Source organism: Erwinia plantamica, from assembly GCF_043420595.1.
Lineage (GTDB): Bacteria > Pseudomonadota > Gammaproteobacteria > Enterobacterales > Enterobacteriaceae > Erwinia > Erwinia aeris.
The window spans coordinates 83,016-103,113 of sequence record NZ_JBGCUC010000009.1; the positions used below are offsets into that span (position 1 = coordinate 83,016).

Consider the following 20,098-nt stretch of genomic DNA (forward strand, 5'->3'; position numbering starts at 1 on the left):
TAAAGCTTACTGAGAAACCCCACGCTCCGGCGTGGGGTTTTTCTTATCTGCCTCAGAAATCGTAGCCGACGGTGGCCATCACCGAACGTTCCGCTCCCCAGTAGCAGTAGCCCGTGCCGTAGCAGGCCGCGACGTAGTGACGGTCGGTGAGGTTAGTCGCGTTAAGCTGCACAAACGCGCCTTTCAGGCTGGGGTTCCAGACGCCAAGATCGGCCCGTACCGAAGCGTCAAACAGCGTGACGGAGGGCAGGCGCGTGGTGTTTTCATTGTCTGCCCACTGCTTGCCGATATAGCGTACGCCCGCGCCCGCGCTGACGCCCCACGCAAACTGATATTTACCCCAGAAAGAAGCCATCGAATTTGGCGTCACATAAGGCGTGTGGCCGTCGTTGCCGTCCACGGCATCCTTATAACGGACGTGATTAAGCGTGTAGCTGGCCAGCGTGCTCAGGCGCGGCGTCCACTGGTGATGGGCTTCCAGCTCCAGCCCCTGCGAATGCACTTTGCCTGCCGGGTCGTAATAGGATTCCTTAACCACGCGGTTGCCCACATCTTTCTGCGTTAAATCGTACACTGCCGCGCTATAGAGATCCGAGGTGCCCGGCGGCTGATATTTCACGCCGGTTTCATACTGCTCCGAGGTCGTCGGCTGTAGCAGATTGCCGTTAATGTCGGAAAGGGACTGCGGCGTAATCGCCTGGCTGTAGCTGACGTAAGGCGAAACGCCGTTGGCAAAGGCGTAAAGCAGCGCGGCGCGCCCGCTGAGATGATCGTCCTGGCGGCGATGCTTGTCTGCCGTCGCATCGTTCTCCGTTTGCGATACGATACGGTCATAGCGCCCGGACAGATCCAGATGCCACTGCTGCCAGCTCATCTCGTCCTGCAAATAAACGCCGGTCTGATAGTAGCGGCGCTGCGAGCGGGAAAAATCGTAATCCGGCTGCGGCCCCAGCGCTTCACCCGTGCGCGCGTTCAGCTGGCTGGCGTTGCCGCTGGCTTCGTAAAGATCGTTTTTATACTGATGGTACTCCGCGCCCAGCACGACTTTGTGTGCCAGCTCGCCCGTGGCGAAATCCGCCTCCAGCTGATTATCCAGCGCAAAGGCATCGAGTGACGAGCGGGAGCCGGAGTAATAGCGGTTCAGCCGATCCGCGTCAGCCGTATCCCAGCCAATTTGGTAAACCTGATCGAGATCGACATTGGAATGGGCGTAGCTGGCGTTGGAGCGGAAAGCCCAGGTATCGTTAAAGCGATGGGCAAATTCATAGCTGTAAATCTGCTCGCGCCGTTTAAATTGATCCAGAGAACTGTCGCCATCGTAAAAGCCGGTACTCAGCTTGCGTCCGTTATGTTCAGTAATACTGCCGTCGCCGGGCACCGCGCCGTGATAGCCACCGGAAGGATCCTTCTGTAGATAAGCGCGCAGCAGCAGAGAGGTATCTTCATCCGGCTGCCAGAGCAGGGAAGGGGAAAGGGCGTATTTCTCTTCGCGCGTATGATCGTATTGCGTATCGCTGTGGCGGCTAAGGCCGGTCAGCCGGAATGCCCACTGTTCGTTAATGGCGTCGGTATAATCAAAGGCGGTGCTGGTGCTGTTATGGTTGCCCGCCGAGGCGCGGAAATGGCCCTGCTGGCTGAACTGCGGACGCTTCGAACTTTCCATCACCAGCCCGCCGGGCACCGTTTGACCATAAAGCGCCGATGAGGGGCCTTTAATTACGTCGATACGTTCCAGAAACCAGGGATCGACCTGCAGTATATTGTAGCTGCCGGGATCGCTCATCAGCCGCAAGCCGTCCAGGAAGATATTATCCACGTCGCCGCCGTGGAAGCCGCGCAGCGAAACGGTATCGTAGCGGCTGGCTGCGCCGGCAAAATTCGTAAAAGCACCGGCGGTATAGCTCAGCGCCTGGTTGACGTCGGTTGCGCCCTGATCCTCCATCTGCTGTCGGGTGACAACGGAAACGGCCTGCGCGGTAAGCGCCAGCGGCCGGTCGGTTTTCATTGCGCCCTGGCTGGTGGTGGCGTTATAGCCGGAGGTCGGCGTAGTGGCCGTTTCGGCAGGAGCGGCGGTAACGACCAGCGTATCGGCGGCGCAAAGGGCAACGGGCGAGACAAACAGCGTAGTACAGAACAGCAGGCGTTTTTGAGCGAAAACCATGCTTCTTCCCTTTCAGAGTTCAAACAGAAAGCGCTGCCCGACTTGTTAACGGCTGGCAGCAAAAGTGTAAAGAGTATGACAATCTTAATGATAATTATTATCTTTACAACTACGGCGTACAATCCGTGATTTTTCTGATAAACGGCGTGAAGGGGAAAAATAAGCAGGAGGAATCAGGCAAGCGTGCGTGATTTTCTGGTAAGCAACGAAGGGAGAGAAACAAGCAGGGGGAAATCAGGCGATCCTGGACCGCCTGAAGAAAGGCTTACTGGCCTTTAGTGATATCGCCGACGTTATTACATACCACCCCTTTCGGGCAGTAGAGATCCATTAACTTCAGCGTGACGCCGTTGGTCCAGCCGAAGCCGTCCTGTAGCGGGTATTCGCCGCCGCCGCCGCCGCCCAGGTTATTGCCTTCCACCACATATTTTTCGACCAGCTTGTGCTCTTTGTCATAGGTGGTCTGCACGTTTTTCAAAAAGCGCATGCCGATATCTTTCGCCAGCGTCTGCTTGCCGTAGTTGTTCAGCCCTTCCACGGCTGCCCACTGCAACGGCGCCCAGCCGTTTGGCGCATCCCACTGCTGGCCGTTGTTGACGTTGGTTGTTACCAGGCCGCCTTCCTTCACCAGCTGCGCCTGGACCGCCGTCGCCGTGCGGTTGGCCTGATCCGCCGTTGCCGCCTTGAGATAAAGCGGGAACAGCGTCGCGGCCGTCAGCTGCGGACGGACTTGCGCCATCTTCCAGTCATAGTCGGCGTACCAGCCCTGTTTTTCATCCCAGAAATAGCGGTTAATCGCCTGCTGGCGCTGTTCGGCCCGCTGCGCAAAGCGCTCGCTGGCGTCCGCCTGACCGGCCTCTTTATTGGCGCGCGCCAGCGTTTTTTCCAGATGAAACATCAGCGAGTTCAGATCGACCGGCAAAATAGCGGTGGTTTGAATCGAGGAGATATCGTCCGGCTTAGCGAACCAGCGTGAGCTGAAATCCCAGCCGGAGGCCGCGCCCGAGCGAAGATCGCGATAAAGCTCGCCCTTATCGCGTCCTTTAGCTTTTTCCACCGTCGCGATGTCGTCCATATAAGATTCGGTACGCGGCACGTCACGGGCGTCCCAATAGCGGTTCAGCAGCGCGCCGTCTTTCAGCTTCACCAGCCGCTTGCTGGCTTCGCCCGCTTTGAGGTGGTCAGCGCCGTTCATCCAGTAGTCATACTCTTTCTGCAGCTCCGGCAGGTACTGACGATAGACGCTGTCGCCTTTATGAGTCGCCAGCAGGTCGACCATCAGGCTGAAGAAAGGCGGCTGCGAGCGGCTGAGATAATAGCTGCGGTTGCCGTTAGGGATATGGCCATATTTATCCAGCAGCGAGGCGAAGTTATCTACCATATCCTGCACGCGATCCCAGTGGCCGCTTTCCGCCAGGCCAAGCATCGTGAAATAGCTGTCCCAATAGTAAATCTCCCGGAAGCGGCCGCCCGGCACGACATAAGGCTTGGGCAACGCCAGCAGAGAATCCCACTGGTTAACCGGCGTGGCGTTACGGGTCAGTACCGGCCACAGCCCGTCGATATGTTCACGCAGGCTCTGTCCGGCAGGTGGCACGTAGGCCGGGCCGTTGGTGGGCAGCGTGAAGTTGGTATTCACAAATCGGCGCAGGTCGAAATTGCGCTGTTTTCTCTGCATCTGCCAGTCTGCCAGGATCAGGCTGGGACTGGTTTTCGGCAGGGCGTCGGCGAAGGTCTTTTGATCGGGAAACAGTTTAGCGGCCTGCACCGCCTTAAACAGCGGCCCCAGCGTCATATCAGGCGGCTGCGGCTGCCCATCGGCGGCAGCGGCGAAGCCGGCCTGCGTCAGCGCGGCAATCAGCAACGGCAGCGACAGCACGGTTTTCCATTGACGTTTTTCAACTTTCTGCATTAGTCGTTCTCCCTATCCCAATCGAATAGCTGTAAGTTATTGACCCTGAAACAAACTTTAGACGAAATTCCGGAGTTCGCCCGGACCGGTGCCGCGAAATGTGATGCGCCAGGCTTTTTATCAACGGCGCGTGAAAGAAAAGGGGTACAAACTGGAAATATTTAATCAAATCTATTAAGCAAATAAAGTAAAAATGGCTTATTCAGGATGCGGCGGCTAATAGCTTCCTGAAAGCCATCTGATATCAGCGGCCGTCCGTAAAAAACAACCCGCTAACTGGAACGGTGGTTTTATGAAGGATCTTTTTTCGATAATTTTTTAGCGGGCTGTTTGCTACGCTTGCCAACAAGCCGCCGCTTTATGTTACTGAAAAAGATCGGATGGTGAAATAATGAAAATAAAAGCCGCCTGTTTTGTGAAGAAGCATCCTCATTGCAACGAGGAACGATAAATTACTTTTGCAAATCACTATTATGGTTAATATATTACAGGTGACTTTAGGGTGACATCACGGTTTTATCCTCTGTCCTGAGGAAAATTTTTTATCGTGACGTGGGAAAGTATATTGACGCAAACGCTTGAGGTCCATTCAGGGATTGACAGAATTATTGGAAAAAAGGAACAACCGGCATGACAACACACGGCGACAATATTTTGCAGACAGGCGGCGATCCTCGCGCGCTGGCGGAATTTTCCGCCCTGCGGCAGGAAATCGCCTTGCTCAATCAGCCTGGCGAGTCAGGCCCGGACTGGCAGCGCGTGGAGGCGCTCGCGATCGCGCTTTTTCGGGCGAACGGCATGGATTTGCAAAGCGTGGCCTGGTATACGCTGGCCAGGGCGCACAGCGCCGGGCTGCCGGGATTGTGCGAAGGGTTTGAAATCATTACGGCAATGATGAAACATCAGTGGCCGACGCTCTGGCCGCAGCCGCTTTCCGCCCGGCTGGCGATTGTGACCTGGCTGAGCGCCGGGATGCAACAACGGCTTAAGGAGCTTCAGCCGGAAGCGAGCGATCTCGATCTGCTTTACCGACTGCAGGCGCAGCTGGAACAAAATGTCAACACGCTTGAGGTGCTGGCCTACAAGCATCTGAGCCAGCTTGATCGCCTGAATATCCAAATCAGCGAGCTTATAGCGCAGCTTACCGTGCCGGAACGCCAGCTCAAAACTGACCGGACCATGCTGACGAGGGCGACCCTGGCGCGGGCTGGCCGTAGCGATGAGTTCACGCCGCTGGTTTACGTGCCGGGTGATATGACCAGCTCTGGCGCGCTCACGGTCAGTTTTAGTTTTTGGGAGCGTAGCCGGGGCTTTTTTGCCGGCATGGTTGTCGCCTGCCTGCTGTGCGCTTTAGGCTCGTGGGCTTTGCAGCTGATGCAGCCCGAGCCGGATAAAGCGCAGCGGATTGCTCTGCTGGCCCGCCAGGTTACGCCAGAGCTGGGCGGCCAGGATAAAAACTGGCAGGAGGCCGTTATGCTGGCCGCGCTGCCCAGGGAGCAGCTGGTGCTGTGGCATACGGCACGGTTGAGATTAAAAAAAATGCTGGCGCTGGTGAAGGTGCCGGAGGAGCAGCGCGCTGGCTGTCTTACCTATACGGAATTCGAGGCTCAGCTGGTCACTCTTCGGCAGCCTCTGGAAGCGATGCAGCCCGCAGAGGAGCTGTTGCGTCAGCTTGAGTCGAATCCGCTATCGCCGGTATTAAGAGGGAAAATAGAGAATCGCTTAAAACAGCTGCTGGCGCGCTACGCGCTTATTCTTCAGTCTGCCAGTAAAGACGCTTCGGAGAATAATAAATAATAGCCTGCGCGCTTCTTTTTAAACGAATGACGTTTTCCTGAAATAGTATAAAGAAGATGGACGGAATATGTGTTCTGTTTCTTAACGGAGCTTTTCATCGTTATAGCCAGGCTCGTAACAAGACCCGCTTGTTTTACCAGTCGTTTTTCAAAAATAACCCTGTGGTATTTTATCAGGTTCATTTTTACTGCGCGCTTCTGTTTCCCCCAGAGATGGGGTGTAGGTTATTTTTTACAGGGGATAAGTAGCGCCAGCAAATAAACAGGGTGGATAAGAAGCGAATTTACAGGGCATGTAACGGGCAGGGCACTGTCGTTGTATTAGCGCGCCAGCAGCCTTTATCTGGCGCGCTCATGGCTGGCTCCTTTATTCGATAAAGGGGCCGCTGATTATTTAGCGCATTTACCGCACTGATTTTGCGCAATCAGCGTGAAAAAGTCGTTGCCTTTATCATCGACCAGGATAAACGCCGGGAAGTTTTCCACCTCAATCTTCCACACTGCTTCCATACCCAGTTCCGGGTATTCCACGCACTCCAGGCTCTTGATACTCTGCTGCGCCAGCACCGCCGCCGGGCCGCCGATACTGCCCAGGTAAAAGCCACCGTGTTCGCGACAGGCATCGGTCACCTGCTGGCTGCGGTTGCCTTTCGCCAGCATAATCAGGCTGCCGCCGTTGGCCTGTAAACGATCGACATAAGAATCCATTCGTCCGGCGGTCGTCGGGCCAAGCGAGCCGGAAGCATAGCCTTCGGGGGTTTTGGCCGGGCCGGCGTAGTAAACGGGGTGATCTTTCAGGTACTGCGGTAAACCTTCGCCTCTTTCCAGCCGTTCGGCGAACTTCGCATGGGCAATATCGCGCGCCACGATAATGGTACCGCTTAGCGAAAGCCGGGTAGAAACCGGGAAGCGCGACAGCTGCGCCAGCACCTCTTCCATCGGCCGGTTGAGGTTAATCTGATGCACCTCGCCTTCACCCTGCTGGCGCAGTTCGGCCGGAATATAGCGTCCCGGATTATCCTCCAGCTTTTCAATCCAGATGCCCTCGCGGTTGATTTTCGCTTTGATATTGCGGTCGGCGGAGCAGGAAACGCCCATGCCGACCGGGCAGGAAGCGCCGTGGCGCGGCAGGCGGATCACCCGAATATCGTGGGCGAAGTATTTGCCGCCGAATTGGGCGCCCAGCCCCAGCTTCTGCGCGGCCGCCAGCAGCGCCTGCTCCAGCTCGCGATCGCGGAACGCCTGGCCATGCTCATTGCCTTCAAACGGCAGGCCGTCATAGTAGTGCGTTGAGGCCAGCTTGACCGTTTTCAGGGTGCTTTCGGCCGAGGTGCCGCCGATCACAAAGGCGATATGGTAAGGCGGGCAGGCCGCCGTGCCCAGCGTGCGCATTTTCTCGGTCAGCCAGGCCTCCAGCCTGCCGGGGTTGAGCAGAGCGCGCGTCTCCTGCCACAGGTAGGTTTTGTTGGCGGAGCCGCCGCCTTTAGCCATGCAGAGAAATTTATACTCATCGCCGTCCACGCTGTAGAGGTCGATCTGCGCAGGCAGGTTAGTACCGGTATTGATCTCGCGATACATATCCAGCGCGACGTTCTGCGAGTAGCGCAGATTATCCTGGCTGTAGGTGTTGTAAACCCCCTGCGACAGCGCCGCTTCATCGCCGCCGCCGGTCCAGACGCGCTGGCCTTTTTTGCCCATAATAATGGCCGTGCCGGTATCCTGGCAGGTTGGCAGCACGCCTTTCGCCGCGATCTCGGAGTTTCTTAAAAATTGCAGCGCCACATACTTGTCGTTCTCGCTGGCCTCCGGATCGCTCAGAATGGCGGCGACCTGGCGCTGATGTGCGGGACGCAGCATAAAAGCGGCATCGTGAAACGCCTGCTGCGCCAGCAAAGTCAGCGCTTCCGGCTCGACTTTCAGCACTTCCTGACCGGCGAATTCGCTGACGGAAACGTGATCGCTGCTCAGCAGATAGTATTCGGTTTCGTCAGGGGCGAGAGGAAAAGGGTTCTGATAGACGAAAGGTTTGTTTGACATTTTGCTCACCTGGTAAGCCGTAGCGTGCGCCACGGCAAGGAAAGAGGCCGGGGCCGGAAAAGGCCCGTCAGCCTGGTTTTTTTACGGTCAGAACATCATGACCATCCACGGATAGGCAATCAGCATCATGCCGCCGAGGAAAATCGCGCCGAAAATAGTGCCAAGCCGCCAGTAGTCTTTGGTCGGCAGATAGCCGCTGCCGTAGTAGATTGGGCTGGGGCCGGTGCCGTATGGGGTGATAATCCCCATCACGCCGAGCGAGGTCACCATCATCAGGCAGTAGACCGGCATATTGATGCCCGGAATGGCGGCAGCGATGGTCAGCATGGCCGGCAGCAGCGCGGTGGTATGAGCGGTGGTGCTGGCAAAAAGGTAGTGCAGCAGGAAGAAGGCCACCAGCAGCATCACGGCCGCCACTTGCGGATCGATGCCGGTCAGCAGCTGGCCGCCTTCTTTGCCCAGCCAGGCGATAAAGCCGACGCGCGCCAGGCCATCCGCCAGCGCCACCAGCGTGGCGAACCAGGCGAAGGTGTTCCAGGCCGGTTTATTGCTGGTGATATCGTTCCAGTTCAGTACGCCCGTCCACAGCATCAGCACCACGACCAGCAGCGCCGCCATGGCCGGTTCAATCCAGCTGGTGGCGAAAATCCACATCAGCAGCGCGCAGCAGACAAACAGCAGCAGCAGCATTTCGTTGCGCGACAGCTTGCCCAGTTTTTCCAGCTCGCTTTTTGCCCAGCGCGGCACCTCGTCGTTGATCTTCACTTCCGGCGGATAGAACCAGTAGGCCAGTAAAGGCATGGTTAAGATCAGCAGCAGGCCCAGTGGCAGGAAGGCGAGGAACCAGTTCCCCCAGGAGATATCGAAGCCCACGATGCTTTTCACCAGCGCCAGCGCCAGCAGGTTAGGCGCGAGCGCCGACAGGAACATTGAGCTGGTAATACAGGCTGCGGTGATCGCCACCCACATCAAATAAGAACCAATTTTACGCGCGCTGGGATCGTTGGGTTTGGAACCGTACAGCGGCGGCAGGTTAGCGATAATCGGGTAGATAGTCCCGCCGCTGCGCGCCGTGTTGGACGGGGTAAAAGGCGCCAGCAGCAGATCGGCGAAGGTAATAGCGTAGCCCAGCGTCAGGCTGCGTCGCCCCAGATACTTCACCAGGATCAGCGCCAGACGGCGGCCAAACTGCGTCTTGTCATAACCCGCAGCGAACATAAACGCGCCGAAAATCAGCCAGACCGTAGAGTTGCCGAACCCGCTGACCGCCCATTTAAAGGACTGCGTGGCGGCCTGGAATTTGGGGTCGGCCAGCTCGGCCGGACTGAACAGCAGCCAGTGGCTGAACAGGGCAATGACCACCACCCCGGTCAGGCCGATCACCGCACCGGGCAACGGTTCGAAGATCAGGCCAACGATGACGCCGACGAACACCGCGAAGAAGCGCCAGGCGTAAGGCTCCAGCCCGCCGGGGACCGGCGTCAGCAGCAGCAGCACCGTGACCAGCACGGGCAGAAAAAGCATAACAAGACGTTTTTTGGTTCCCGGTGAGGCGGGCGATCCACTCGACGTTGATTTTGTTTTCATAGTGTTGATCTGCAAGTTAACAGTAATAAAAGAGATATGTCCCGGTTAATGGCTACGCCCTTTTTAAACGGGCTTATTTACCGCGACCCTGGTGACAGGATGACCTTTTTAAACATGTTTTTAACATACTATTAAGGAACTGTGAAGATAATGCAGGTCGCCCTGAATAATAATATTGATCTGGATCAATAAATATTTCCAGCCATTTTGTTCTTTTTTTTGGAAAATGCATTTTCCCTGGTTGCCTTCCCAAAATTGTTACGTGTAGAGCAGTTTACTGTTACGTTTTTATTTCCTGAAATAGCTGGTGCTATTTTTATCGTATTGATTTTATTGGTTTTATTTTTAGGTGGCAATTGGAATTTGCTTTTAGTTAACTAATGAGTAACAATCAGAGCGGTGACGGCGTGACATAATGCGGTAATTGTTTCTGGTAATTTAAAAAGTTTAATAACTAAATTAACCGATTTAATAAATCCAGAATTGATATATTTATTGCATAAAGCAGAACCCGTTAATTAAGCGAAAACGTTTCTTATGTAACACGGTTCAAAAATTTAAATTTTGGAGTCGATAATAATGAACACGCTCACCCCGATCCTTAATCCGCTGACGCTGCCGAATGGCGCCGTATTAAAAAACCGTCTGGTAATGGCGCCAATGACCACCTGTACGGGATTCTACGACGGCACCGTCACCAGTGAACTGGTAGAGTATTATCGCGAACGTGCCGGCAGCCTGGGCGCGGTGATCGTGGAGTGCTGTTTTATTGATCCCAAAGGGCCGGCATTTCCCGGCGCGATAGGCATTGACAGCGATAACAAAATCGCGGGCCTGGCGCGGATAGCAAGCGCGATCAAATCCAAAGGCTCGCAGGCTATTCTGCAAATTTATCACGGCGGCAGGATGGTGGAGCCGGAGCTGATCGGCGGCAGAACGCCGGTTGCGCCCAGCGCCATCGCCGCGCCGCGTGAAGGCGCCACCACGCCGCAGGCGCTGACCGGCGAAGAAGTTGAGGTGATGATCACCAAATTCGGTGACGCGGTGAACCGCGCCATCAAGGCCGGCTTCGACGGCGTGGAGCTGCACTGCGCGAACACCTACCTGATCCAGCAGTTCTATTCGCCCAATTCCAACCAGCGCGACGACCAGTGGGGCGGCAGCCGCGATAACCGCACGCGCTTCCCGCTGGCGGTGCTGGATATCACGCATAAAATGGCCGAACGCTTCGCGGACGATACCTTTATCATCGGCTATCGTTTCTCGCCGGAAGAGCTGGAAGTCCCCGGTATTCGCTTTGACGACACGATGTATCTGCTGGAAAAACTCGCCGAGCGCGGGCTGGACTACGTGCATTTTTCCGTAGGGCAGCTGCTGCGGCCTTCTATCGTCGACACCCAGGATCCCACGCCGCTGATTACCAAATTCCGCGCTATGCGCTCCGAAACGCTGGCAAAAATTCCGGTGATCGGCGTCGGCGGCGTGGTGAATAAAGCCGATGCCGAAAGCGGGCTGGAGCACGGTTTCGATCTGGTGGCAATCGGCAAAGCCTGCATCGCCTATCCTGACTGGGCCGATCGCATTATTCACAACGACCATCTGGAACTCTATATCGACAGCAACCGGCGCGAGGCGCTGAAAATCCCTGAGCCGCTGTGGCGCTTCTCGCTGGTGGATGCGATGATCCGCGATATGAGCGCGACCGGCCGCAAATATAAAGCGGGCGTTTATCAGGAAAAAGTCGAGGCGGAGGCGCTGAAGCTAAAAATCAACGTCGCGCTGGATACCGATCGCATTACCGATATCACGCTGGTGCCGGACGATACGCTCGACGTCGATTTCACCACCACGTTCGAAAGCCTGCGCAACCGCATTCTGGTTGCTAACAGCCCGCATGTGGATGCGATTACCGGCGCCACCACCCAAAGTGAAGCCCTGAAAAAAGCGGTTTCGCGGGCGCTCGCTACCTCCAGCAAAGAGCATGTAATAGAAGAGGGCGGCAATCCGCAGGCGCCGCAAAACTACGACGTGGTGGTTATCGGCAGCGGCGGCGCGGGCCTGGCGGCGGCTATCCAGGCGCATGACGAAGGCGCGCGCGTGGCCATTATCGAAAAAATGCCGACCATCGGCGGCAATACCATCAAGGCCTCGGTAGGCATGAACGCGGCGGAAACGCGCTTCCAGAAGCTGAAAGGCATCAAGGACAGCAAAACGCTGTTCTATGAAGAAACCCTGAAAGGCGGCCATTTCAAAAACAATCCCGTGCTGTTGAAAGAGTTTGTGGAGCTGGCGCCTGAGGCTATCGAATGGCTGGCGGCGAAAGGCATTGAGCTGAACGATATCACCATCACCGGCGGCATGAGCATCGACCGCACCCATCGTCCGGCAGACCGCTCGGCAGTAGGGGGCTTTCTGATCAGCGGCCTGGTGAAAAACATTAACCAGCGCAATATCGAGGTGCTGCTGGAAACCTCGGTGGAAGAGATCATTTATACCGACGGCAGGGTCAGCGGCGTGAAGGTGGTCGATGAATATTATGACAGCCGCATTCTTAACGCCCGCAGCGTCATCGTTGCCACCGGCGGCTTCAGCGCCAACCGCGAGCTGGTCACCCATTACCGGCCGGAGCTGGACGGCTTTGTCACCACTAACCATAAGGGCGCGACCGGCAGCGGTATCGCGCTGCTGCAAAAACTTGGCGCGGGCACGGTGGATATGGGCGAAATCCAAATCCATCCAACGGTAGAGCAAACCACCTCCTATCTGATCTCCGAATCGATTCGCGGCGGCGGCGCCATTCTGGTCAGCCAGGCGGGACACCGTTTCTGCAACGAGATGGCGACCCGCGATAAAGTGTCGGCGGATATTATCGCGCTGCCGGAGAAAAGCGCCTGGGTGATTTTTGACGAACAGGTCAGGCTGAACAACAAGGCGGCCGACGAATACCTTGCCAAAGGCTTTGTGGTCAGCGCGTCTTCGCCGCAGGAGCTGGCGATCAAGCTCAATATGGATCTGCACGCGCTGCTGGCGACGCTGGAGCGCTACAACCTGTTTGTCGAGCGCCAGCAGGATGAGGATTTCGGTCGTCAGACCGCGATGCGCCATCCGCTGAACCAGGGGCCGTTTTACGCCATCCGCATCGCGCCCGGCGTGCACCATACGATGGGCGGCGTCACCATCAACAGCGATACCGCCGTGCTGGATGAGCAGCAGCAGGTTATTGCCGGGGCATGGGCGGCGGGTGAAGTCGTCGGCGGCATTCACGGCGGTAACCGTATCGGCGGCAACGCTATTGCCGATATCATTATCTTCGGCACGCTGGCCGGACGTCACGCGGCTGATTTCGCCCTGCATCATTAACACACCGGAGAGCCACGATGCCAGCTGACGCGCGACTTTACGCTTACTCTGCGGTGCTGATGGGCTCGCCCATCCTGCTGAAGCTGGCGGAGCACGACGAAAAGCTGGCGGGCGACGTGTTCCGCCTGATCCGCCAGCAGGAAAATCTGTTTACCGTGAATCGTGCCGGTTCGCAGCTGATGGCGGTGAACGCGGCGGCGGGCAGCCATCCCGTTGCGGTCAGCGCGCCGGTGTTTGCGCTGATCAAACGCGCCAGGGAAGTGAGCCTGCTGGCCGGAAGCTGTTTCAACTTCGCTATCGGGCCGCTGGTCAAGCGCTGGAAAATCGGTTTTCAGGGCGACAGCGTGCCGCCCGCGCACGAGCTACAGGCGCTGCTGGCATTAACCGATCCCGCCCGCGTGCAGCTGGACGAGCAGCAGCAGACGGTGTTTCTGCCGCAGCCCGGCATGGAGATCGATCTGGGCGCGATAGCCAAAGGCTATATCGCCGACGTGGTCAGGGATTTTCTGCATCAGCGTGGCTGCTTCTGCGGGCTGATCAACCTTGGCGGTAACCTGCAAACGCTTGATGCACCCGCAGGCGAAACGGCATGGGCGATAGGCGTGCAGCTGCCTTTTGGCGAGCCGGGCGCGCTGATCGGCAGCGTCGCCGTCAGCAATAAATCGGTGGTGACGTCGGGCGTGTATGAGCGCTACTTCGAGCTGAACGGCCGCCGCTATCACCATATCCTCAATCCGCAAACCGGTTATCCGCTGGACAACGAGCTGCTCGGCGTAACGGTCATTTCTGACCGTTCGCTCGACGGCGATATTTTTACCACGCTGCTGTATGGCTTGGGCGTAGAACAGAGCCTTGTTTTCCTGAAGGATTATCCGCAGATCGAGGCCATTTTCGTGACGCGAGAGCAGCAGGTAGTGCTGGCAACCCAACAGCCTTTCCGGCTGCTGGACGAGCGCTGGCGGGTTATTGACAGTACTGTTTAAGCAGCTCGCTGTATTCGGCCTGTAGCCGATAGCGGTAGACCGGCCTGCCGGTTGCGCCATAGTGGATGCTGGTAAAGAGTATATGGCACTGCGCCAGCCAGATCAGGTATTTGCGGCAGGAGACGCGGGAGATGTTGACCGCTGCGGCCAGCTCGTCGGTAGAGAACTCTTCCGCCGGATGCGCGTCAATCCACTGGCAGAGCGTGCGCAGCGTCTGCGGCGTCAGGCCTTTCGGCAGGCGTTTGCCTTCGGCTGGCGCATCCCTGTCGCCGTGGAGCAGCCGATCCACATCGGCCTGCTGATACCAGGGCTGGCTGTCCATCAGCGTCTTGCGGCGACGCCAGCCGGTCAGCGCCTCTTCAAAACGCGAGAACTGGAAAGGCTTGATCAGATAGTCCACCACGCCGTAGTGCAGCGATTGCCTGACGGTATCGGCATCGGCGGCGGAAGAGATCACAATTACATCCACCGCCTGCTTCGCCTGGCGCAGCGCGGGCAGCAGATCCAGCCCGCTCTCCTGCTGCAAATAGATATCCAGCAGGATCAAATCAATGCCGCCATGCAGCGCCATCTCCTTTGCCTGTTGCAGGGTCGAGGCTATGCCCACGCAGTGAAATCCTTCCAGCTGGCCGATATAGCAGCGGTTCAACTCGGCGACCATGGCGTCATCATCGACGACTAACACGTTAATCATGCGCTTTTGTTTCCTCTATCCCAGGGCAGTTGGACTAAAAATTGCGTATAAACGCCGGGTTCGGACTCTACAATAATTTTTCCGCCAAGGCTTTCGGTTTGTTGTTTGACGAGGAACAAGCCCACGCCCCGATCGTCTCCTTTGCTGGAAACGCCTTTCTCAAAGATAGCATCTGGTTCCGGGATGCCCGGCCCGTCATCGCTGACCTCGCAGGCCAGCCAGCCGTTCTGATAGTGCAGCAGCACGCTGATTTCGCCGCCGGGCTGGCCGTCTGCGGCCTCCAGCGCGTTCTCAATCAGGTTGCCCAGAATGGTGATCAGCGCGGCGGACTGCGTTTCGCTGCCGCAGTCCGGCAGCAGGCTGTCCTCGCTGACGATCAGCCGGTGGCCACGATCGGTCACGCGTTCGATCTTGCTTAACAGAAAGCCCGCAATCACCGGCGATTTAATTTTCATCAGCAGCGAGCCAATCTCTGTCTGATAGCCGTTGGCGGTTTTCAGGATATAGCTTTCCAGCTGCTGGTAGTTTTTCATATGCAGCAGGCCGAGGATCACATGCAGCTTGTTCATAAATTCATGCGAGCGCTCGCGTAGCGCGTCAACATAGTTGACCAGGCCGTCCAGCCGCTGCACCAGCTGGCTGACCTCGGTTTTATCCCTGAAGGTACAGACCGCGCCGATAATCATGCCCTTGCTGCGCACCGGCATGGTATTGCTGAGCAGCACGCGCCCCTTGAAATGCAGCTCTCTGTCGCGCTGCGGCACGCCGCTTTGCACCACTTCGCGCAGGTTGGCGATGAGCGGGCCGGGCGCTTCGTCCTGCGGATGGCGCGCTTCGGTAAAAAGCTGCTGCGCGGCGCGGTTGATCAGCGTGACCTGTACGCGATCGTCCACCGCAATAACGCCTTCCTTAATCGATTGCAGCATCGCCTGGCGCTGCTCATACAGCATCGAAATCTCGTAAGGCTCCAGACCGGAGAGCACGCGGCGGGAGGCCCGCACCAGGCACCAGGTGCCGATAGCGCCCGCCAGCACGCCGAACAGTGCCGTCCACAGTACCGACCAGCGGGTACGCGCGATCTGCTGCGCGACCTCGCTCAACGAGATACCTACCGCCACCACGCCAATCTGCCGCTGCCGGGCATCGTAAATCGGCGTAAATACGCGTAGCGCCTGCGCCAGCTGGCCGCGATTGATCGACACGTTTTCCTTACCCGCCAGCGCCGGCTGCAAATCCTCGCCGATGAAAGGGCGGTTGATGGCGGTTTTATCAGGGTGAGAATAGCGGATACCGCGCATATCGGTGACCACGACAAACAGCAAATGGTTGCTTTCCTGTACCGCCTGAGTAAGCGGCTGAATAATGTTGCGATCGGCGGGCAGCAGCAGGCCGCGCTGTACTTCGGCAGAATCGGCCAGGGTACGCGCCACCGCCAGCGCTTTATCCTTAACGCCGGTGCGGGTGATATGGCTTATCTGGAAAAAATAGAACAGATGAACGATCAGCAAAACCACGGCGAGCACCGCGCCGACCATCAGGCTGACGGAGGTGCTGAGCTTCAGTGGACGTTTACGGGACGGGTTACTCATGATCGCTCCATGACTGGCGGGACGAAACGGGCTGGCGAAGGATTACTATAGCGGACGACGCCGGCAGGAAAAAGCGGACGGCCCGTCGCCGGAGCGCCATCAGGCGACAGCGCCTGAGGTCATCTGGCGCGGCGCCCGCCGTGCTTCTGCCGCTATTTCTTCGCGCAGCAGGGCAATCAGTTCGCGCAGGCCCTGCGGCACGCGCCGATGGCCCGGATAGTAGAGGCATAGCGCAGGTTCGACGGGCGACCAGTCGGGCAATACCACGTGCAGAGCGCCGTTCAGCAACGGCTCTTTTACGCGGTCTTCCAGACAGTAAGCGATACCCGTTCCGGCAAGCGCCAGCTCCAGCGCCAGCGTGGTTTCGCTGACGCAAATTTGTCCCGGCACGTCGATCACGCGGTAGTCGTTGCCCTGACGAAACTCCCACTTATAGATCACGCCCTGGCCGGTGCGCATACGGATACAGGAATGCGCGCGAAGATCTTCAGGCTCCAGCAGCGGCGGGCGGTGATAAAGATAGCGCGGCGCAGCGACGGCAACCCATTTCAGATCCGCGCCCAGCTTTACGGCGACTAAGTCTTCCGGCACGGTGCCGCCAAAACGGATACCGGCGTCGAAGCCTTCCGCCACGATATCCACCATGCGATCGTCCACGCAGACTTCCACCTCAACCTCCGGATACTTGCTGAGGAACTTTGGCAGATAGCGGCCCACAATCAGTCGCGCACCGTCGCTCAGCACATTCAGGCGCAGACGGCCTGCCGGACGATCGCGCAGGCGATTTACCTCATCCAGCGCGTCGCCGATCTCCTGAAAACCGACGTTCAGCCGCCGCGCCAGGCTGGCGCCCGCTTCGGTAGGGGCAACGGTGCGGCTGGTGCGGTTCAGCAGCCGCACGCCCAGCCGCGTTTCCAGATTGCGAATAGCGTGGCTGAGCGCGGAGGTAGTAATGCCCAGCTCCACGGCGGCTTTGGTAAAGCTGCGCAGGCGTTCCACCATGCGAAAAGCGTTCAGGTCGGCGAGATCGCTGCGTGACAGCGCGGCTGTGGGTTTAACGGGCATGGATCGTCCAGGTGATGAGCCAGATTCAATGCTGCAACGCTGGCGGTGCTAAAGGAGACCAAGTTTAATGATATTCGCTAATCAGACGCAACCGGCAACGCCGCTTCTTTAACTGAAAGCGGCGTTACTCATCGCCAGGCTGGTGTCAGAATGCCGCGCGGCCAGCGAGAACGGTTTTTGCCGCGCCCGCTGGCAAAAATAGCCGGCAGCACCGGCTATCTTTCTCAGGCAGGCTGTTCCTCCTGCGGCAGCGAATTTTCAAAGGTCACAAAACGGTGCGGCCCGGCCAGGCCAATACCTGTCTTTTCCAGATACTCTTTGATCCGCAGGTTAATCTCCTGCTGAATATCCATGTACTGGTTATAGTCGGAAAACTTCAGGATATGTACCACCTCAAACATAATGCGATCGGACTCGAAAGAGGCCAGGTGCGCGCGGTCAAAGCGGGTTTTATCAATGCGGCCGATCACCTCTTCAATCATGGGGCCAATCTTGCGCAGCTGCTCGGCCGATGTCGCCAGCGGCACGCCAAAGCTGAAGACGATACGGCGCGTCTGCATCCTTTTATAGTTGTGGATGGTTTGCTGCAGCAGGATGGCGTTGGCACAGACGATCTGCTCGCCGCTCAGGCTGCGGATGCGCGTGGTTTTCAGCCCGATATGTTCGATAGTGCCCGCCACGTCGTTAAACACCACAAAGTCGCCGATCTCAAAAGGCTTATCAATACCGATTGAAAGAGAGGCGAAAAGGTCGCTCAGCACCGTCTGTACCGCGAGCGCGATGGCGATACCGCCGACGCCCAGGCTTGCCACCAGCGCGGTAATATTGACGCCCGCATTGGCGAGTATCGACAGGATCATCACCGACCAGACCAGCGCCCGGAACAGCAGCCCAAGAATGATGGTAGTGACAGGATTGCGGTGCGAGTCCGGGCCGAAGTTCGTCAGCGAATAGCGCAGCCAGGACTGCACGGCCTGATCCAGCCACAGCGCGATTTGCAGCGCCAGCACCAGGAACCAGGCGTGCGGGATGGTGCCGCTGACCTGGCCGGGCAACACGATAAACTGCAGGCTGAACAGAAAAGAAGCGATAAAGATCAGCGTGACCCGGGTTCTTTTCAGCACGTCCAGAAAGACGCGGTGCGCCACGCGATTTTCATGATCTTCCGCCCACGAGCCTATCCGTTTTTCCAGCAGAGAGATAACTTTGCGGATCAGGAAGAAAGTCACAGCGGTGATCACCACTACCAGCAGAATGTTACCCCAGAAGGTCACTGACGTAATCAACTTCAAATAGTTTGTATGAAAGATTTCTTTCACACGGCCTCCTTTATTCTGAATGGGTAAGAGAGTAAGTGTAGTAGAAAATTCAAAGGGATAGCTGTTTTTTGATTGCTAATTAAATTTTACTGTTAAAATGAAGCTGTACTTAAATATTTGTGGGGATTTTTTAATCTAACTTGCTGTTATAAAAGGCTGTATCATGTTTTTGTGGTTATTATTTCAGCTTCAGGTGGCTGGGTAATAATAAGCTTTTCCATTGAGTTGCTATAAAAATTAATAATTAATCTGGTGGGCCAGGCTGAGTATTTATTTTCTGGCTGATAGTTATATTCTTATCAGGAAGTTTTAGCCGTTTCTGCTGATGGAGTTGGTCGGGTTTTAACGCAAAGAGCAGGTAATAAACGAGGCAAAATGACTTCTGATATTTGCATATAGATAGCATGAATAGTTCGTAGAGATAGTACAGGCGGAGTGGCAATGTGGAACTAAGCCTCTTTCAGCCAGGATAAAAGTCATGAGCCAACAAAGTCCGTTAACGCTTCCGGTTATCGATTTCGCTCAATTAACCGCATCGGCGCAGCAGCGTTCAGCCTTGCTCGACTCGCTTGCCCGGGCGGCACGTGAAGTCGGGTTTTTCTATCTGATCAATCATGGGATCAACCAGCCGTTGATCGACAGAGTGCAGCAGGTTGCTCGCGCGTTCTTTGCTTTACCGCCGGAAGAGAAACTCAGGGTCAAAATGGCGAATTCGCCGCATTTTCGCGGCTATAACCTTGCTGGCGTAGAGATAACCCGTAATCAGCCTGACTATCGCGAACAGTTCGATATCGGCGCGGAACGAGAGGCGTTACCCGTCTCGCCAGATATTCCGGCATGGCAAAGAATGCAGGGGCCTAACCAGTGGCCGCAAGCGCTGCCGGAACTGCAACTTGTGCTAACGCGCTGGCAGCAGGAAATGACTGAGGTCGCATTGAAACTGCTGCGTGCTTTCGCCGAGGCGCTGCAACTGCCGCAGGACGCTTTCGACGGCCTTTACGGCGCTTTCCCCAATGAACATATCAAACTGATCCGCTATCCGGGGCGCACCGACAGCGAATCGCGTCAGGGCGTGGGTGCGCATAAGGATTCTGGTTTTTTGACGCTGCTGCTGCAGGATGATAAGCCAGGTCTGGAGGTTGAGGTTCGTCCTGGCGAATGGACAGCGGCGACGCCTTTACCCGGTTCGTTTGTAGTCAATATTGGGGAGCTGCTTGAGCTGGCGACCAACGGCTATCTGCGTGCCACCGTGCACCGAGTAGTATCGCCGCAGACGGAACAGGAGCGTTTATCTGTCGCCTTTTTTCTTGGCGCCCAGCTTGACGCCGTGGTGCCGGTATATCAGCTGCCGGAAGCGCTGGCGAACATGGCGCAGGGGCCGGACAGCGATCCGCAAAATCCGCTGCTGCGGGAGGTCGGCTGGAACTATTTAAAAGGGCGGCTGCGCTCGCATCCCGACGTGGCGCAGCGCTTCTATGCAGACTTCACTGAGCACTGTTAAGAAAGATGCGCTCCACAGGCGCATTGGCCATTTGCCTTTGATAAGCGCTGCTGCTGCGGTTCGGCATGATGGAACAACATAACAGGGGGTAAGA

General features: G+C 56.8%; 12 protein-coding genes. 4 read left to right on the forward strand and 8 right to left on the reverse strand.

Translation table 11 applies throughout. The annotated features are described in order from the left end of the window. Positions 1-52: 52 nt before the first annotated feature. Positions 53-2,161 carry a TonB-dependent siderophore receptor gene (locus AB3U87_RS11720; protein WP_253454526.1) on the reverse strand — a complete coding sequence of 703 codons (2,109 nt, stop codon included), beginning with the start codon at positions 2,159-2,161 and terminating at the stop codon, positions 53-55. Between the two features lie 265 nt (positions 2,162-2,426). Beyond that, a complete protein-coding gene (treA, locus tag AB3U87_RS11725; protein WP_301251747.1) occupies positions 2,427-4,073 on the reverse strand; it encodes an alpha,alpha-trehalase TreA in 1,647 nt (548 codons plus the stop codon). 630 nt (positions 4,074-4,703) lie between these two features. Between treA and AB3U87_RS11730 the strand changes: the two genes are divergently transcribed. Beyond that, positions 4,704-5,870, forward strand: a complete 1,167-nt coding sequence (locus AB3U87_RS11730) for a type VI secretion system ImpA family N-terminal domain-containing protein (protein WP_253454524.1) — start codon at positions 4,704-4,706, stop codon at positions 5,868-5,870. Positions 5,871-6,259: 389 nt separating this feature from the next. Here AB3U87_RS11730 and fumA read toward each other — a convergent pair whose 3' ends face one another. Continuing rightward, complete coding sequence (gene fumA / locus AB3U87_RS11735; RefSeq protein ID WP_394149119.1) at positions 6,260-7,906, reverse strand: class I fumarate hydratase FumA; 1,647 nt, start codon at positions 7,904-7,906, stop codon at positions 6,260-6,262. An 87-nt stretch (positions 7,907-7,993) separates the two neighbouring features. Then, on the reverse strand, positions 7,994-9,493 hold the full coding sequence (locus tag AB3U87_RS11740; RefSeq protein WP_125289686.1) for a DASS family sodium-coupled anion symporter: 1,500 nt from the start codon (positions 9,491-9,493) through the stop codon (positions 7,994-7,996). A 579-nt stretch (positions 9,494-10,072) separates the two neighbouring features. Between AB3U87_RS11740 and AB3U87_RS11745 the strand changes: the two genes are divergently transcribed. Both AB3U87_RS11745 and AB3U87_RS11750 read left to right on the forward strand, forming a co-directional pair. Then, positions 10,073-12,853 (forward strand): flavocytochrome c, encoded by a 2,781-nt coding sequence (locus tag AB3U87_RS11745; RefSeq protein WP_394149121.1) that lies wholly within the window; start codon positions 10,073-10,075, stop codon positions 12,851-12,853. Positions 12,854-12,870: 17 nt separating this feature from the next. Then, the gene (locus tag AB3U87_RS11750) at positions 12,871-13,836 is read left to right on the forward strand and encodes an FAD:protein FMN transferase (protein ID WP_369896067.1); all 966 of its coding nucleotides are present in this window, start codon (positions 12,871-12,873) and stop codon (positions 13,834-13,836) included. Here the strand turns inward: AB3U87_RS11750 and dcuR are convergent. The 4 genes from dcuR to AB3U87_RS11770 form a co-directional block, all read right to left on the reverse strand. Then, entirely contained in the window at positions 13,817-14,530 is a 714-nt protein-coding gene (gene dcuR, locus AB3U87_RS11755; RefSeq protein ID WP_253454520.1) for a two-component system response regulator DcuR, read from the reverse strand. The genes AB3U87_RS11750 and dcuR overlap by 20 nt on opposite strands. Continuing rightward, a complete protein-coding gene (locus AB3U87_RS11760) occupies positions 14,527-16,119 on the reverse strand; it encodes a sensor histidine kinase (protein WP_394149124.1) in 1,593 nt (530 codons plus the stop codon). The genes dcuR and AB3U87_RS11760 overlap by 4 nt, the downstream gene beginning before the upstream one ends. Positions 16,120-16,218: 99 nt before the next feature. Beyond that, the gene (locus AB3U87_RS11765) at positions 16,219-17,184 is read right to left on the reverse strand and encodes a LysR family transcriptional regulator (RefSeq protein WP_253454518.1); all 966 of its coding nucleotides are present in this window, start codon (positions 17,182-17,184) and stop codon (positions 16,219-16,221) included. A gap of 224 nt (positions 17,185-17,408) precedes the next feature. Next, the gene (locus tag AB3U87_RS11770; protein WP_370733930.1) at positions 17,409-18,503 is read right to left on the reverse strand and encodes a mechanosensitive ion channel family protein; all 1,095 of its coding nucleotides are present in this window, start codon (positions 18,501-18,503) and stop codon (positions 17,409-17,411) included. A 478-nt stretch (positions 18,504-18,981) separates the two neighbouring features. On the opposite strand from AB3U87_RS11770, the gene AB3U87_RS11775 reads away from it, so the two are divergent. Next, a complete protein-coding gene (locus tag AB3U87_RS11775) occupies positions 18,982-20,004 on the forward strand; it encodes an isopenicillin N synthase family dioxygenase (protein ID WP_394149127.1) in 1,023 nt (340 codons plus the stop codon). Positions 20,005-20,098 lie beyond the last annotated feature (94 nt).

Bases quoted from the DNA above. Each gene is read 5' to 3' on its own strand.
- fumA (WP_394149119.1), bottom strand. From the start codon at position 7,906: ATGTCAAACAAACCTTTCGTCTATCAGAACCCTTTTCCTCTCGCCCCT.
- dcuR (WP_253454520.1), bottom strand. From the start codon at position 14,530: ATGATTAACGTGTTAGTCGTCGATGATGACGCCATGGTCGCCGAGTTG.
- treA (WP_301251747.1), bottom strand. From the start codon at position 4,073: ATGCAGAAAGTTGAAAAACGTCAATGGAAAACCGTGCTGTCGCTGCCG.
- AB3U87_RS11720 (WP_253454526.1), bottom strand. From the start codon at position 2,161: ATGGTTTTCGCTCAAAAACGCCTGCTGTTCTGTACTACGCTGTTTGTC.
- AB3U87_RS11760 (WP_394149124.1), bottom strand. From the start codon at position 16,119: ATGAGTAACCCGTCCCGTAAACGTCCACTGAAGCTCAGCACCTCCGTC.
- AB3U87_RS11740 (WP_125289686.1), bottom strand. From the start codon at position 9,493: ATGAAAACAAAATCAACGTCGAGTGGATCGCCCGCCTCACCGGGAACC.
- AB3U87_RS11730 (WP_253454524.1), top strand. From the start codon at position 4,704: ATGACAACACACGGCGACAATATTTTGCAGACAGGCGGCGATCCTCGC.
- AB3U87_RS11765 (WP_253454518.1), bottom strand. From the start codon at position 17,184: ATGCCCGTTAAACCCACAGCCGCGCTGTCACGCAGCGATCTCGCCGAC.
- AB3U87_RS11745 (WP_394149121.1), top strand. From the start codon at position 10,073: ATGAACACGCTCACCCCGATCCTTAATCCGCTGACGCTGCCGAATGGC.
- AB3U87_RS11750 (WP_369896067.1), top strand. From the start codon at position 12,871: ATGCCAGCTGACGCGCGACTTTACGCTTACTCTGCGGTGCTGATGGGC.
- AB3U87_RS11775 (WP_394149127.1), top strand. From the start codon at position 18,982: ATGAGCCAACAAAGTCCGTTAACGCTTCCGGTTATCGATTTCGCTCAA.